4 protein-coding genes, 6 rRNA genes and 1 riboswitch are annotated in these 16,547 nt (G+C 49.6%); all 10 genes read left to right on the plus strand.

Going from position 1 to position 16,547, the window contains the following annotated elements; genetic code table 11:
* Positions 1 to 52 precede the first annotated feature (52 nt).
* Positions 53 to 152: riboswitch (purine riboswitch) on the plus strand.
* 106 nt (positions 153 to 258) lie between these two features.
* Positions 259 to 1,593 carry an NCS2 family permease gene (locus V1498_RS01980; protein WP_409296652.1) on the plus strand — a complete coding sequence of 445 codons (1,335 nt, stop codon included), beginning with the start codon at positions 259 to 261 and terminating at the stop codon, positions 1,591 to 1,593.
* A 286-nt stretch (positions 1,594 to 1,879) separates the two neighbouring features.
* On the plus strand, positions 1,880 to 2,719 hold the full coding sequence (gene glcT / locus V1498_RS01985; RefSeq protein WP_409296653.1) for a glucose PTS transporter transcription antiterminator GlcT: 840 nt from the start codon (positions 1,880 to 1,882) through the stop codon (positions 2,717 to 2,719).
* Positions 2,720 to 2,904: 185 nt separating this feature from the next.
* A complete protein-coding gene (gene ptsG, locus V1498_RS01990; protein WP_409296654.1) occupies positions 2,905 to 4,962 on the plus strand; it encodes a glucose-specific PTS transporter subunit IIBC in 2,058 nt (685 codons plus the stop codon).
* A gap of 386 nt (positions 4,963 to 5,348) precedes the next feature.
* Positions 5,349 to 6,899: ribosomal RNA gene (locus tag V1498_RS01995) — 16S ribosomal RNA — on the plus strand.
* A 269-nt stretch (positions 6,900 to 7,168) separates the two neighbouring features.
* Positions 7,169 to 10,118 (plus strand): 23S ribosomal RNA (locus V1498_RS02000).
* An 80-nt stretch (positions 10,119 to 10,198) separates the two neighbouring features.
* A 5S ribosomal RNA gene (gene rrf / locus V1498_RS02005) occupies positions 10,199 to 10,315 on the plus strand.
* A 336-nt stretch (positions 10,316 to 10,651) separates the two neighbouring features.
* A 16S ribosomal RNA gene (locus V1498_RS02010) occupies positions 10,652 to 12,202 on the plus strand.
* 443 nt (positions 12,203 to 12,645) lie between these two features.
* Positions 12,646 to 15,595 (plus strand): 23S ribosomal RNA (locus V1498_RS02015).
* Between the two features lie 80 nt (positions 15,596 to 15,675).
* Positions 15,676 to 15,792: ribosomal RNA gene (gene rrf / locus V1498_RS02020) — 5S ribosomal RNA — on the plus strand.
* The 16S, 23S and 5S rRNA genes sit together here, the layout of an rRNA operon.
* A 293-nt stretch (positions 15,793 to 16,085) precedes the next feature.
* The gene (locus V1498_RS02025; protein ID WP_409299102.1) at positions 16,086 to 16,544 is read left to right on the plus strand and encodes a MarR family winged helix-turn-helix transcriptional regulator; all 459 of its coding nucleotides are present in this window, start codon (positions 16,086 to 16,088) and stop codon (positions 16,542 to 16,544) included.
* The last annotated feature ends 3 nt before the right edge of the window (positions 16,545 to 16,547 follow it).

The following is a 16,547-nucleotide window of genomic DNA, read 5'->3' on the forward strand; positions in this document are numbered from 1 at the left end:
TATTTTTTATTGACCTTTTTGTTAATTCTGGTACAATCAATGGTGTACTTATAAAATAAATATCAAATTATGTCGTATAATATTGGGGATTGGCCCAAAAGTTTCTACCGAGCTGCCGTAACAGCTTGACTACGAGATAAATTCAGAATAGGCCCATTAGGCACTTTTCTATCTTTATCATTAGTCACGCTCCTTCGGTAAAAAATCCGGCGGGGCGTTTTTTGTTTCATACGACAAGTTTTCCTGGGAGGGAATGGGATGAGAAAGTTTTTTGAATTTGACCAGCTTGGCACAAATTACAGAAGAGAAATTATTGGCGGTTTGACCACATTTTTGGCCATGGCTTATATCCTTGTAGTAAACCCGCTTACGCTGTCACTGGCGAGCATCAAGGATTACCCTGCTGATCTCAGGATGGATTCAGGTGCTGTCTTCGCGGCCACTGCCCTGGCTGCAGCAATTGGATCGCTGATGATGGGGGTCATCGCGAAATTCCCGATCGCACTGGCGCCGGGAATGGGACTGAACGCATTCTTCGCGTTCACGGTCGTCCTGACTTATGGTGTGCCCTGGCAGACGGCATTGACGGGTGTATTGATTGCCGGTATCATTTTCGTCCTGCTTTCATTATCCGGCTTCCGTGAAAAAATCATCAATGCGATACCTGCACAGCTGAAGCATGCAGTCGGTGCAGGGATCGGCTTGTTCATAGCATTCATCGGTTTCCAGAGTGCCGGGATCATTGTGAACAATGATGCAACATTAATCGGCCTCGGCGACCTGACAAAAGGTGCTACGCTTTTATCCGTCGTCGGTATTGTTATCACGGTCATCCTTTTGACCAGGGGAATCAATGCGGCTGTATTCGTCGGGATGGTCATCACTGCTGTCATTGGCATGATTTTTGGCCTGATTGATGCGCCTTCAAAGGTTGTTGGCGCTGTCCCGAGCATCTCTCCAACATTCGGTGCAGCATTTGATGCTTTCGCAAATCCTGCTGAAAATATCTTCAACCTCCAAATGCTCGTAGTCATCCTGACTTTCCTGTTTGTTGCGTTTTTTGACACTGCAGGAACCCTGGTGGCTGTTGCGAGCCAGGCTGGAATCATGAAGGGGGAAGTTCTTCCGCGTGCAGGAAGAGGACTGTTCGCTGATTCTATGTCGATTGTAGTGGGGGCAGTGCTTGGTACATCACCGACTACTTCTTATGTAGAATCCACCGCGGGTGTAGCGGCTGGAGCGCGTTCAGGCTTCTCGGCAGTTGTTGTTGCCATATTGTTCGTCCTGTCGTTGTTCTTCTTCCCGTTATTGTCGGTCATCACGGCTCCTGTAACTGCGCCTGCCCTGATTGTGGTAGGAGTGCTCATGGTATCATCCCTGAAGCATATTGAGTGGGACCGTTTCGAGATTGCGGTGCCAGCCTTCTTCACGGTTGTTGCTATGCCATTTACCTACAGCATTGCGACAGGGATTGCAATTGGATTTGTTTTTTATCCAATCACTATGATTATTAAAGGAAGGGCAAAAGAAGTTCATCCGTTGATGTATTTCCTGTTCATTATCTTCCTCTGCTACTTCATCTTCCTGGTTTAATGAATCAGAAGCTTCCTTGCGGGGGCTTCTTTTTTCTGTGCAAAAGGGGCCATCAGGTAGGTGTGAACATCATTTATCTTGCTGGCATTCTGCGCCTGCGCCTTACTCCGCTCCCCGGGCTTATTGTGTTTGTTGCTCTTGTCCAGGTTCCTTTACCTGCATGGGCTGCGAGTAGAAAACTCTTGTTTGTTTTATGCCTTTTTTCCTATCTTCCCAGGTTTGGGGAGTTGATTTATGATGCCTGACTCGCTAACATGGAGATATTCATTCTAAATGGGGTATCCATATGACAATCATTAAGGTCAAAAAAGCATTGAATAATAATGTCCTCATTTCCGAACATCCACTATACGGGGAAGTAGTGGTGATAGGGAAGGGCATTGGCTTTAATAAGAAGAAGGGCGAGGAGCTTGAAGTGTCCGCCGCCGAAAAGATATTTGTATTAAGAAACGAAAACGAGCAGGAAAACTATAAAAAACTGCTTTCTTCCATAGATGAATCCTTCCTTGCAGTGATCATTGAGTCGATCCAGCTTATAAAAAGCAGAGTGAGCGGAGACCTGAACGAGCATATCCATGTCGGGCTGACAGATCACCTGGCTCTAACCATCAACCGGATAAAAGAAGGTATCCATATCTCTAATCCCTTCCTGCCGGAAACAAAGACGCTATATCCCTTTGAATTCAGCATCGCTGAAGAAGTAGTCGAGTTGATTGAAAGAAAAACGGGAATTTCCCTTCCTCAAGCAGAAACCGGCTTCATAACGCTCCATATCCATAGCGCTGCCACCAATAAAAACCTGGCAGAAATCAACCGTCACTCCCAGTTGATTGCTTCGCTGATGGAAGTCATTGAGGAGCAGTTGGCCATAACGATGGACAAAGAGAGCATAGATTACATCAGACTGGTCCGCCACCTGCGCTTCGCCATTGAACGCGTCCTCCAGGAAGAAAAGGTGGATGAGCCGGAAAATATTGCATCTCTGTTGCAAAGAGAATATCCCCTGTGCTACAATCTAGCATGGAAACTCATTAAAATAATGCAAAATACTTTAAAAAAGCCGGTCTTTGATGCGGAAGCTGTGTATCTAACCATGCATCTGCAGAGACTTCAGCGAACTAAATAAATTCTTTTCGTGTTACTGATTCGATCAGGCATAAGTAAAGAAACTGAATTAGATTGTCATGATTATGGGTAAATTACACCTGTACTCCTGACTCCTAAGACATTTCTATACTTATGCCTTTTTTTAATGTCATATTTTGCAAACGTTTTAATGGGATGAAAATCTATTTCAAGGAGGAAAAAAAGATGTTCAAAAAAGCATTTGGTGTGCTTCAAAAAGTCGGTAAGGCGCTTATGCTGCCTGTCGCAATCCTTCCGGCTGCCGGTATCCTGCTTGCGTTCGGTAATGCGCTGCAGAATCCGGTGCTGCTGAATCTGGCACCTTTCCTAAAGAACGACGCAGTCTCTATGATCGCTTCTGTCATGGAAGGCGCCGGCGGAATTATATTTGATAATCTTGCACTGCTATTTGCAGTCGGTGTCGCCGTCGGGTTAGCCGGCGGGGAAGGAGTTGCGGGTCTTGCGGCCATCGTCGGTTTCCTGATTATGAACAAGACAATGGGAACGGTGCTTGGCATCGAGGCAAAAGAGCTTGAAGGTCATCTGGAATATGCAAGTGTGCTTGGAATCCCGACTCTTCAGACAGGGGTGTTCGGGGGTATCATCGTAGGTATCATTGCAGCCTTCATGTATAACCGCTTCTATAAGATCGAGCTTCCATCCTATTTAGGATTCTTTGCTGGAAAACGTTTTGTGCCGATCGTAACGGCTGCAAGCGCTGTGGTCCTAGGACTGCTTATGCTTGTAATCTGGCCGCCGATCCAGGACGGACTCAATGCATTCTCCAATAATATGGTCAATGCAAACCTGACTCTGTCGGCATTCATCTTTGGTCTGATCGAACGTTCATTGATTCCATTCGGTCTTCACCACATTTTTTACTCACCATTCTGGTATGAGTTCGGCCAATATACGAATGATGCTGGTACCCTGGTCCGCGGTGATCAGCGCATCTTTATGGAACAAATTAAAGATGGTGTTCAAAACCTGACAGCAGGTACGTTCATGACAGGTAAATATCCATTCATGATGTTCGGTCTGCCGGCAGCAGCTTTTGCCATCTATCAAGAAGCACGTCCTGAAAAGAAAAAGCTTGTGGCGGGAATCATGGGTTCTGCTGCATTGACTTCTTTCCTGACAGGGATCACAGAACCAATTGAGTTCTCATTCCTTTTTGTAGCACCAGTATTATTCGGTATCCACGCAGTATTTGCGGGACTTTCATTCATGACGATGCAATTGCTCAATGTAAAAATCGGCATGACCTTCTCGGGCGGTCTGATCGATTATATTCTTTTCGGACTGATCAACCCGCAGACAAATGCATGGCTTGTCATTCCGGTCGGCCTGGTATTCGCAGTCATTTACTACTTTGGATTCCGCTTTGCCATCCGTAAGTTCAACCTGATGACTCCTGGCCGCGAGGCAGACGATGAAGCAGATGAAGAAACGGGCAATGCCCAGGGTGGAGAACTGGCAGCTGAGATTCTTGAAGCAATGGGCGGCCAGCAAAATATCTCCCACCTTGATGCATGTATCACACGCCTTCGCGTTTCTGTCAACGATGCAGCGGATGTGGACAAAGACCGTCTCAAAAAGCTTGGCGCTGCAGGTGTCCTGGAAGTAGGAAACAACATCCAGGCAATCTTCGGGCCGCGCTCTGAAACAATCAAAGGCCAGATGAAAGACATTATGAGCGGTAAAACGCCAAGGCCTGCAAAAGCACCTGCTCCACAAAAAGAAGTAGAAAAACAAATAGAAGATGTCAACCCTGAGGAGCTGCGCAATAAAGTGGAAGAAAGCATTGTCTCTCCTATCAAGGGCGAACTGATTCCAATCACTGAAGTGCCAGACCAGGTATTTGCAGAAAAAATGATGGGGGATGGCTTTGCGATTATCCCTTCAGAAGGTACAGTTGTATCACCGGTCAATGGTACCATCGTAAATCTGTTCCCAACCAAGCATGCCATCGGAATCGAATCCGATGCAGGCAGGGAAATCCTGATCCACTTTGGTATCGACACAGTCAAGCTTGAAGGCAAAGGCTTTGAAACACTTGTCGCCCAAGGGGACAAAATTACCCAAGGCCAGCCGCTGCTGAAAGTAGACCTTGACTATGTAAAACAAAACGCAACATCGACCATTACACCGATCGTCTTCACCAACCTGAAAGACGGCGAAAGCATCACAATCAACAAACAAGGCCAAGTCGCCCAAAAAGAAGAAAACATCATCAGCATATAATATAGAAGGAGACCGGATATTCTGGTCTCCTTTTCTATTTAGCGGGGACTGTCCCTACTTCCCGGTTATTTCCCGTGTCTTCTGGCGAGGAGAAGGGCTGGGGAAAGTGTATCATTCCTTAAACAAAAAAGTGTTGACACTTATGCAGTATGCATGGTAAATTATTAAAGCTGCTTCAAACAAGCGGCAGTTAACTAAAAAACAATTTAAAAAAGTTGTTGACTTGGTTAAAAGCACATGTTATTATTATTAAGTTGCTTACAAGCGACTGACTAATATTGACTAAAGATGTTCTTTGAAAACTGAACGAAACAAGACGCCAGTTACTTCTTATTTATAGGAAGTAAACAAAACAAGTTTTAAACTTTATGAGCTATATCGAACACTTTTCGGAGAGTTTGATCCTGGCTCAGGACGAACGCTGGCGGCGTGCCTAATACATGCAAGTCGAGCGGACGGATGGGAGCTTGCTCCCTGAAGTCAGCGGCGGACGGGTGAGTAACACGTGGGCAACCTGCCCTTGAGATCGGGATAACTTCGGGAAACCGGAGCTAATACCGGATAGGTCTTTCCCTCACATGAGGGAAAGAGGAAAGACGGTTTCGGCTGTCACTCAAGGATGGGCCCGCGGCGCATTAGCTAGTTGGTGGGGTAACGGCTCACCAAGGCCACGATGCGTAGCCGACCTGAGAGGGTGATCGGCCACACTGGGACTGAGACACGGCCCAGACTCCTACGGGAGGCAGCAGTAGGGAATCTTCCGCAATGGACGAAAGTCTGACGGAGCAACGCCGCGTGAGTGAAGAAGGTTTTCGGATCGTAAAACTCTGTTGTCAGGGAAGAACAAGTGCCATAGTAACTGATGGCACCTTGACGGTACCTGGCCAGAAAGCCACGGCTAACTACGTGCCAGCAGCCGCGGTAATACGTAGGTGGCAAGCGTTGTCCGGATTTATTGGGCGTAAAGCGCGCGCAGGCGGTCTTTTAAGTCTGATGTGAAAGCCCACGGCTCAACCGTGGAGGGTCATTGGAAACTGGGAGACTTGAGTGCAGAAGAGGAGAGTGGAATTCCACGTGTAGCGGTGAAATGCGTAGAGATGTGGAGGAACACCAGTGGCGAAGGCGACTCTCTGGTCTGTAACTGACGCTGAGGCGCGAAAGCGTGGGGAGCGAACAGGATTAGATACCCTGGTAGTCCACGCCGTAAACGATGAGTGCTAAGTGTTAGAGGGTTTCCGCCCTTTAGTGCTGCAGCTAACGCATTAAGCACTCCGCCTGGGGAGTACGGCCGCAAGGCTGAAACTCAAAGGAATTGACGGGGGCCCGCACAAGCGGTGGAGCATGTGGTTTAATTCGAAGCAACGCGAAGAACCTTACCAGGTCTTGACATCCTCTGCCACTCCTAGAGATAGGACGTTCCCCTTCGGGGGACAGAGTGACAGGTGGTGCATGGTTGTCGTCAGCTCGTGTCGTGAGATGTTGGGTTAAGTCCCGCAACGAGCGCAACCCTTGATCTTAGTTGCCAGCATTAAGTTGGGCACTCTAAGGTGACTGCCGGTGACAAACCGGAGGAAGGTGGGGATGACGTCAAATCATCATGCCCCTTATGACCTGGGCTACACACGTGCTACAATGGATGGTACAAAGGGCAGCAAAGCCGCGAGGCCGAGCGAATCCCATAAAGCCATTCTCAGTTCGGATTGCAGGCTGCAACTCGCCTGCATGAAGCCGGAATCGCTAGTAATCGCGGATCAGCATGCCGCGGTGAATACGTTCCCGGGCCTTGTACACACCGCCCGTCACACCACGAGAGTTTGTAACACCCGAAGTCGGTGGGGTAACCTTTATGGAGCCAGCCGCCTAAGGTGGGACAGATGATTGGGGTGAAGTCGTAACAAGGTAGCCGTATCGGAAGGTGCGGCTGGATCACCTCCTTTCTAAGGAAAAAGCGATCTTGTTTCGTTCAGTTTTGAGGGAGCATTCTCTCAAAAAAATAAATTAGAAGCGAGCTATTCGATAAGAAGAGCGAAGCTTATCGTTTATTTTATCGTTCTTTGAAAACTAGATAACAATATAAGGCAAAAATGATTTGCGTCATTTTACCGCATCGAGTAATAAACCGAGTTAAGTTTTATTGTTTTATTATAGGTCGATTATTCAAGACCTGACAGCCCTTTGGGCTTAGGGAAAGAACATCAGCCGAATTGGTTAAGTTAGAAAGGGCGCACGGTGAATGCCTTGGCACTAGGAGCCGATGAAGGACGGGACTAACACCGATATGCTTCGGGGAGCTGTAAGTAAGCTTTGATCCGGAGATTTCCGAATGGGGAAACCCACTGTTCGTAATGGAACAGTACCTTCACCTGAATTCATAGGGTGATGGAGGCAGACCCGGGGAACTGAAACATCTAAGTACCCGGAGGAACAGAAAGCAAATGCGATTTCCCAAGTAGCGGCGAGCGAAACGGAATGTAGCCCAAACCGAAAGGCTTGCCTTTCGGGGTTGTAGGACACTCTATACGGAGTTACAAAGGAACGGGGTAGACGAAGAGACATGGAAAGGTCCGTCGAAGAAGGTAACAACCCTGTAGTCGAAACTTCGTTCCCTCCAGAGTGGATCCTGAGTACGGCGGGACACGTGAAATCCCGTCGGAAGCAGGGAGGACCATCTCCCAAGGCTAAATACTACCTAGTGACCGATAGTGAACCAGTACCGTGAGGGAAAGGTGAAAAGCACCCCGGAAGGGGAGTGAAAGAGATCCTGAAACCGTGTGCCTACAAGTAGTCAGAGCCCTATGTCCCTTTTAGGGAAACGGGTGATGGCGTGCCTTTTGTAGAATGAACCGGCGAGTTACGATTTCATGCAAGGTTAAGTTGATGAGACGGAGCCGCAGCGAAAGCGAGTCTGAATAGGGCGAATGAGTATGAGGTCGTAGACCCGAAACCAGGTGATCTACCCATGTCCAGGGTGAAGTTCAGGTAACACTGAATGGAGGCCCGAACCCACGCACGTTGAAAAGTGCGGGGATGAGGTGTGGGTAGCGGAGAAATTCCAATCGAACCTGGAGATAGCTGGTTCTCTCCGAAATAGCTTTAGGGCTAGCCTCAAGTGTTAAGAGTCTTGGAGGTAGAGCACTGATTGGACTAGGGGCCCATCTCGGGTTACCGAATTCAGTCAAACTCCGAATGCCAATGACTTTTCCTTGGGAGTCAGACTGCGAGTGATAAGATCCGTAGTCAAAAGGGAAACAGCCCAGACCACCAGCTAAGGTCCCAAAGTATACGTTAAGTGGAAAAGGATGTGGAGTTGCTTAGACAACCAGGATGTTGGCTTAGAAGCAGCCACCATTTAAAGAGTGCGTAATAGCTCACTGGTCGAGTGACTCTGCGCCGAAAATGTACCGGGGCTAAACGTATCACCGAAGCTGTGGGTGGACACCTAGGGTGTCCGCGGTAGGAGAGCGTTCTAAGGGCTGAGAAGCCAGACCGGAAGGACTGGTGGAGCGCTTAGAAGTGAGAATGCCGGTATGAGTAGCGAAAGAAGGGTGAGAATCCCTTCCACCGAATGCCTAAGGTTTCCTGAGGAAGGCTCGTCCGCTCAGGGTTAGTCGGGACCTAAGCCGAGGCCGAAAGGCGTAGGCGATGGACAACAGGTTGATATTCCTGTACCACCTATTCATCGTTTGAGCGATGGGGGGACGCAGTAGGATAGGGTAAGCGCGCTGTTGGATTAGCGCGTCCAAGCAGTTAGGCTGAAAACGAGGCAAATCCCGTTTTCACATAAGCTGAGCTGTGATGGCGAGGGAAATTTAGTACCGAAGTTCCTGATTCCACACTGCCAAGAAAAGCCTCTAGCGAGATGAAGGGTGCCCGTACCGCAAACCGACACAGGTAGGCGAGGAGAGAATCCTAAGGTGTGCGAGAGAACTCTCGTTAAGGAACTCGGCAAAATGACCCCGTAACTTCGGGAGAAGGGGTGCTCATCTGGGTGAATAGCCCGGATGAGCCGCAGTGAATAGGCCCAGGCGACTGTTTAGCAAAAACACAGGTCTCTGCGAAGCCGCAAGGCGAAGTATAGGGGCTGACGCCTGCCCGGTGCTGGAAGGTTAAGGGGAGAGGTTAGCGTAAGCGAAGCTTTGAACCGAAGCCCCAGTAAACGGCGGCCGTAACTATAACGGTCCTAAGGTAGCGAAATTCCTTGTCGGGTAAGTTCCGACCCGCACGAAAGGCGTAACGATCTGGGCACTGTCTCAACGAGAGACTCGGTGAAATTATACTACCTGTGAAGATGCAGGTTACCCGCGACAGGACGGAAAGACCCCGTGGAGCTTTACTGCAGCCTGATATTGAATTTTGGTACAGCTTGTACAGGATAGGTAGGAGCCTTTGAAGCCGGAGCGCCAGCTTCGGTGGAGGCATCGGTGGGATACTACCCTGGCTGTATTGAAATTCTAACCCGCGCCCCTTATCGGGGCGGGAGACAGTGTCAGGCGGGCAGTTTGACTGGGGCGGTCGCCTCCTAAAGAGTAACGGAGGCGCCCAAAGGTTCCCTCAGAATGGTTGGAAATCATTCGCAGAGTGTAAAGGCACAAGGGAGCTTGACTGCGAGACCTACAAGTCGAGCAGGGACGAAAGTCGGGCTTAGTGATCCGGTGGTTCCGCATGGAAGGGCCATCGCTCAACGGATAAAAGCTACCCCGGGGATAACAGGCTTATCTCCCCCAAGAGTCCACATCGACGGGGAGGTTTGGCACCTCGATGTCGGCTCATCGCATCCTGGGGCTGTAGTCGGTCCCAAGGGTTGGGCTGTTCGCCCATTAAAGCGGTACGCGAGCTGGGTTCAGAACGTCGTGAGACAGTTCGGTCCCTATCCGTCGTGGGCGCAGGAAATTTGAGAGGAGCTGTCCTTAGTACGAGAGGACCGGGATGGACGCACCGCTGGTGTACCAGTTGTCTTGCCAAAGGCATCGCTGGGTAGCTATGTGCGGACGGGATAAGTGCTGAAAGCATCTAAGCATGAAGCCCCCCTCAAGATGAGATTTCCCATAGCGTCAAGCTAGTAAGATCCCTGAAAGATGATCAGGTAGATAGGTCTGAGGTGGAAGCGTGGCGACACGTGGAGCTGACAGATACTAATCGATCGAGGACTTAACCTATCTTGTTTATACTCGAAAAACGTAATGCGAATCAGCCTTTGTTATCTAGTTTTGAAGGAACGAAAGTTCATTCATATCTGTCTGGCAGTTATGGCAAAGAGGCCACACCCGTTCCCATCCCGAACACGGAAGTTAAGCTCTTTAGCGCCGATGGTAGTTGGGGGCTCTCCCCCTGTGAGAGTAGGACGCCGCCAGGCAGTAAGGAAAGATCAGCTTACTGCAGATCTTTTTTTATTGACTTAGGACCTTCAGGTCCTGATGAGTCAGCTGAAAAGGATATAAATTTGTTATTGACTCCGATGCATATCGGTGTTAATATATAAAAGCTGCTCGAAAAGAGAAGCTGAAAAACTTTTTCGAAAGTATTGACTCACAATGAAATACATGTTATTATTATTAAGTTGCTTACAAGCGACTGACTAATATTGACTAAAGATGTTCTTTGAAAACTGAACGAAACAAGACGCCAGTTACTTCTTATTTATAGGAAGTAAACAAAACAAGTTTTAAACTTTATGAGCTATATCGAACACTTTTCGGAGAGTTTGATCCTGGCTCAGGACGAACGCTGGCGGCGTGCCTAATACATGCAAGTCGAGCGGACGGATGGGAGCTTGCTCCCTGAAGTCAGCGGCGGACGGGTGAGTAACACGTGGGCAACCTGCCCTTGAGATCGGGATAACTTCGGGAAACCGGAGCTAATACCGGATAGGTCTTTCCCTCACATGAGGGAAAGAGGAAAGACGGTTTCGGCTGTCACTCAAGGATGGGCCCGCGGCGCATTAGCTAGTTGGTGGGGTAACGGCTCACCAAGGCCACGATGCGTAGCCGACCTGAGAGGGTGATCGGCCACACTGGGACTGAGACACGGCCCAGACTCCTACGGGAGGCAGCAGTAGGGAATCTTCCGCAATGGACGAAAGTCTGACGGAGCAACGCCGCGTGAGTGAAGAAGGTTTTCGGATCGTAAAACTCTGTTGTCAGGGAAGAACAAGTGCCATAGTAACTGATGGCACCTTGACGGTACCTGGCCAGAAAGCCACGGCTAACTACGTGCCAGCAGCCGCGGTAATACGTAGGTGGCAAGCGTTGTCCGGATTTATTGGGCGTAAAGCGCGCGCAGGCGGTCTTTTAAGTCTGATGTGAAAGCCCACGGCTCAACCGTGGAGGGTCATTGGAAACTGGGAGACTTGAGTGCAGAAGAGGAGAGTGGAATTCCACGTGTAGCGGTGAAATGCGTAGAGATGTGGAGGAACACCAGTGGCGAAGGCGACTCTCTGGTCTGTAACTGACGCTGAGGCGCGAAAGCGTGGGGAGCGAACAGGATTAGATACCCTGGTAGTCCACGCCGTAAACGATGAGTGCTAAGTGTTAGAGGGTTTCCGCCCTTTAGTGCTGCAGCTAACGCATTAAGCACTCCGCCTGGGGAGTACGGCCGCAAGGCTGAAACTCAAAGGAATTGACGGGGGCCCGCACAAGCGGTGGAGCATGTGGTTTAATTCGAAGCAACGCGAAGAACCTTACCAGGTCTTGACATCCTCTGCCACTCCTAGAGATAGGACGTTCCCCTTCGGGGGACAGAGTGACAGGTGGTGCATGGTTGTCGTCAGCTCGTGTCGTGAGATGTTGGGTTAAGTCCCGCAACGAGCGCAACCCTTGATCTTAGTTGCCAGCATTAAGTTGGGCACTCTAAGGTGACTGCCGGTGACAAACCGGAGGAAGGTGGGGATGACGTCAAATCATCATGCCCCTTATGACCTGGGCTACACACGTGCTACAATGGATGGTACAAAGGGCAGCAAAGCCGCGAGGCCGAGCGAATCCCATAAAGCCATTCTCAGTTCGGATTGCAGGCTGCAACTCGCCTGCATGAAGCCGGAATCGCTAGTAATCGCGGATCAGCATGCCGCGGTGAATACGTTCCCGGGCCTTGTACACACCGCCCGTCACACCACGAGAGTTTGTAACACCCGAAGTCGGTGGGGTAACCTTTATGGAGCCAGCCGCCTAAGGTGGGACAGATGATTGGGGTGAAGTCGTAACAAGGTAGCCGTATCGGAAGGTGCGGCTGGATCACCTCCTTTCTAAGGAAAAAGCGATCTTGTTTCGTTCAGTTTTGAGGGAGCATTCCTTCAAAACCTGAAAATAAATCAGAAACGAGCTATTCGAGGAAGCGAACGAATGAACACCGGAGTGTACTTCACGTACATGAGGATGTGAATGAGTGAAGCTGACGAAGAAGAGCGACGTTTATCATTTATTTTCATCGTTCTTTGAAAACTAGATAACAATATAAGGCAAAAATGATTTGCGTCATTTTACCGCATCGAGTAATAAACCGAGTTAAGTTTTATTGTTTTATTATGGTTCGATGATGAAGCGAAACTTCTCCGGCCTTCAGAGGCTGAGGAGGAGCGAATTATTCAAGGAAGCGATCGAGTGAACACCGGAGCGTACTTAATGTACGTGAGGATGTGAGCGAGTGAGCTGACGAAGAAGAATGAAGCTTATCGTCAGCCGGATTTATGGTTAAGTTAGAAAGGGCGCACGGTGAATGCCTTGGCACTAGGAGCCGATGAAGGACGGGACTAACACCGATATGCTTCGGGGAGCTGTAAGTAAGCTTTGATCCGGAGATTTCCGAATGGGGAAACCCACTGTTCGTAATGGAACAGTACCTTCACCTGAATTCATAGGGTGATGGAGGCAGACCCGGGGAACTGAAACATCTAAGTACCCGGAGGAACAGAAAGCAAATGCGATTTCCCAAGTAGCGGCGAGCGAAACGGAATGTAGCCCAAACCGAAAGGCTTGCCTTTCGGGGTTGTAGGACACTCTATACGGAGTTACAAAGGAACGGGGTAGACGAAGAGACATGGAAAGGTCCGTCGAAGAAGGTAACAACCCTGTAGTCGAAACTTCGTTCCCTCCAGAGTGGATCCTGAGTACGGCGGGACACGTGAAATCCCGTCGGAAGCAGGGAGGACCATCTCCCAAGGCTAAATACTACCTAGTGACCGATAGTGAACCAGTACCGTGAGGGAAAGGTGAAAAGCACCCCGGAAGGGGAGTGAAAGAGATCCTGAAACCGTGTGCCTACAAGTAGTCAGAGCCCTATGTCCCTTTTAGGGAAACGGGTGATGGCGTGCCTTTTGTAGAATGAACCGGCGAGTTACGATTTCATGCAAGGTTAAGTTGATGAGACGGAGCCGCAGCGAAAGCGAGTCTGAATAGGGCGAATGAGTATGAGGTCGTAGACCCGAAACCAGGTGATCTACCCATGTCCAGGGTGAAGTTCAGGTAACACTGAATGGAGGCCCGAACCCACGCACGTTGAAAAGTGCGGGGATGAGGTGTGGGTAGCGGAGAAATTCCAATCGAACCTGGAGATAGCTGGTTCTCTCCGAAATAGCTTTAGGGCTAGCCTCAAGTGTTAAGAGTCTTGGAGGTAGAGCACTGATTGGACTAGGGGCCCATCTCGGGTTACCGAATTCAGTCAAACTCCGAATGCCAATGACTTTTCCTTGGGAGTCAGACTGCGAGTGATAAGATCCGTAGTCAAAAGGGAAACAGCCCAGACCACCAGCTAAGGTCCCAAAGTATACGTTAAGTGGAAAAGGATGTGGAGTTGCTTAGACAACCAGGATGTTGGCTTAGAAGCAGCCACCATTTAAAGAGTGCGTAATAGCTCACTGGTCGAGTGACTCTGCGCCGAAAATGTACCGGGGCTAAACGTATCACCGAAGCTGTGGGTGGACACCTAGGGTGTCCGCGGTAGGAGAGCGTTCTAAGGGCTGAGAAGCCAGACCGGAAGGACTGGTGGAGCGCTTAGAAGTGAGAATGCCGGTATGAGTAGCGAAAGAAGGGTGAGAATCCCTTCCACCGAATGCCTAAGGTTTCCTGAGGAAGGCTCGTCCGCTCAGGGTTAGTCGGGACCTAAGCCGAGGCCGAAAGGCGTAGGCGATGGACAACAGGTTGATATTCCTGTACCACCTATTCATCGTTTGAGCGATGGGGGGACGCAGTAGGATAGGGTAAGCGCGCTGTTGGATTAGCGCGTCCAAGCAGTTAGGCTGAAAACGAGGCAAATCCCGTTTTCACATAAGCTGAGCTGTGATGGCGAGGGAAATTTAGTACCGAAGTTCCTGATTCCACACTGCCAAGAAAAGCCTCTAGCGAGATGAAGGGTGCCCGTACCGCAAACCGACACAGGTAGGCGAGGAGAGAATCCTAAGGTGTGCGAGAGAACTCTCGTTAAGGAACTCGGCAAAATGACCCCGTAACTTCGGGAGAAGGGGTGCTCATCTGGGTGAATAGCCCGGATGAGCCGCAGTGAATAGGCCCAGGCGACTGTTTAGCAAAAACACAGGTCTCTGCGAAGCCGCAAGGCGAAGTATAGGGGCTGACGCCTGCCCGGTGCTGGAAGGTTAAGGGGAGAGGTTAGCGTAAGCGAAGCTTTGAACCGAAGCCCCAGTAAACGGCGGCCGTAACTATAACGGTCCTAAGGTAGCGAAATTCCTTGTCGGGTAAGTTCCGACCCGCACGAAAGGCGTAACGATCTGGGCACTGTCTCAACGAGAGACTCGGTGAAATTATACTACCTGTGAAGATGCAGGTTACCCGCGACAGGACGGAAAGACCCCGTGGAGCTTTACTGCAGCCTGATATTGAATTTTGGTACAGCTTGTACAGGATAGGTAGGAGCCTTTGAAGCCGGAGCGCCAGCTTCGGTGGAGGCATCGGTGGGATACTACCCTGGCTGTATTGAAATTCTAACCCGCGCCCCTTATCGGGGCGGGAGACAGTGTCAGGCGGGCAGTTTGACTGGGGCGGTCGCCTCCTAAAGAGTAACGGAGGCGCCCAAAGGTTCCCTCAGAATGGTTGGAAATCATTCGCAGAGTGTAAAGGCACAAGGGAGCTTGACTGCGAGACCTACAAGTCGAGCAGGGACGAAAGTCGGGCTTAGTGATCCGGTGGTTCCGCATGGAAGGGCCATCGCTCAACGGATAAAAGCTACCCCGGGGATAACAGGCTTATCTCCCCCAAGAGTCCACATCGACGGGGAGGTTTGGCACCTCGATGTCGGCTCATCGCATCCTGGGGCTGTAGTCGGTCCCAAGGGTTGGGCTGTTCGCCCATTAAAGCGGTACGCGAGCTGGGTTCAGAACGTCGTGAGACAGTTCGGTCCCTATCCGTCGTGGGCGCAGGAAATTTGAGAGGAGCTGTCCTTAGTACGAGAGGACCGGGATGGACGCACCGCTGGTGTACCAGTTGTCTTGCCAAAGGCATCGCTGGGTAGCTATGTGCGGACGGGATAAGTGCTGAAAGCATCTAAGCATGAAGCCCCCCTCAAGATGAGATTTCCCATAGCGTCAAGCTAGTAAGATCCCTGAAAGATGATCAGGTAGATAGGTCTGAGGTGGAAGCGTGGCGACACGTGGAGCTGACAGATACTAATCGATCGAGGACTTAACCTATCTTGTTTATACTCGAAAAACGTAATGCGAATCAGCCTTTGTTATCTAGTTTTGAAGGAACGAAAGTTCATTCATATCTGTCTGGCAGTTATGGCAAAGAGGCCACACCCGTTCCCATCCCGAACACGGAAGTTAAGCTCTTTAGCGCCGATGGTAGTTGGGGGCTCTCCCCCTGTGAGAGTAGGACGCTGCCGGGCAGATCAAAGAAAGACCAGCTTTTTAGCTGGTCTTTTTTGTATGTCTACGCTTGAAACTGCGCTTCAATTGTATCAGACTGGACGGAATCCAGATAGATTAAGAGCATAAATGATGACCAAATAAAGCGGCCCGCTATAGAAGCGGGCTGTTTTTTATTTGCAAAGATGTAAACAGATCTGTCTGATAAATTCTCATTGACAGCATCCTCCCTATCCCTTAGAGTATAACATGGTAATAGTTAAACAGTTGAATTATTAAACACAGGAACTTTTACATAGGGGGTGAATGTTTGGTGTCTCACAAGAATATAAAAGAGTTAGCGGATCGATATATACTCACTTCCTTTTCAGTGACAAAAACCGGGGAAAGCCTTTTAAAATGCCAGATGGGGGATGAGGTGACGAGTGATCAGCATTATATGCTGAGGTATATTTACAAGTCGCGGGAGTGCACGTCCACTGAGCTGGCGGAGGTTTTTGAAGTCAAAAAGAGCGCAATCACCGCTATCATTAACCGACTGTGGGAAAAAGGCCTGATTGAACGGACACGCGATGAAAAGGACCGCCGCGTGGTGTATTTGTCTCTCACGGAAAAGGGAGAGGCTATGTACCTTGAAGCGGAGGAGCGGATATATCGTCTGGTGGAGTCATTGATCAGCCGTTTTGAACAGGAAGAGATTGAACAGTTCCTGGAGACTTACGAGAAGCTGAATACAGTGCTTTTGGATATTAAAGATAATCTGGGGGAGTAAAGA

The sequence above is a fragment of the Paraperibacillus marinus genome (assembly GCF_046237605.1).
GTDB lineage: Bacteria > Bacillota > Bacilli > Bacillales > DSM-1321 > Paraperibacillus > Paraperibacillus marinus.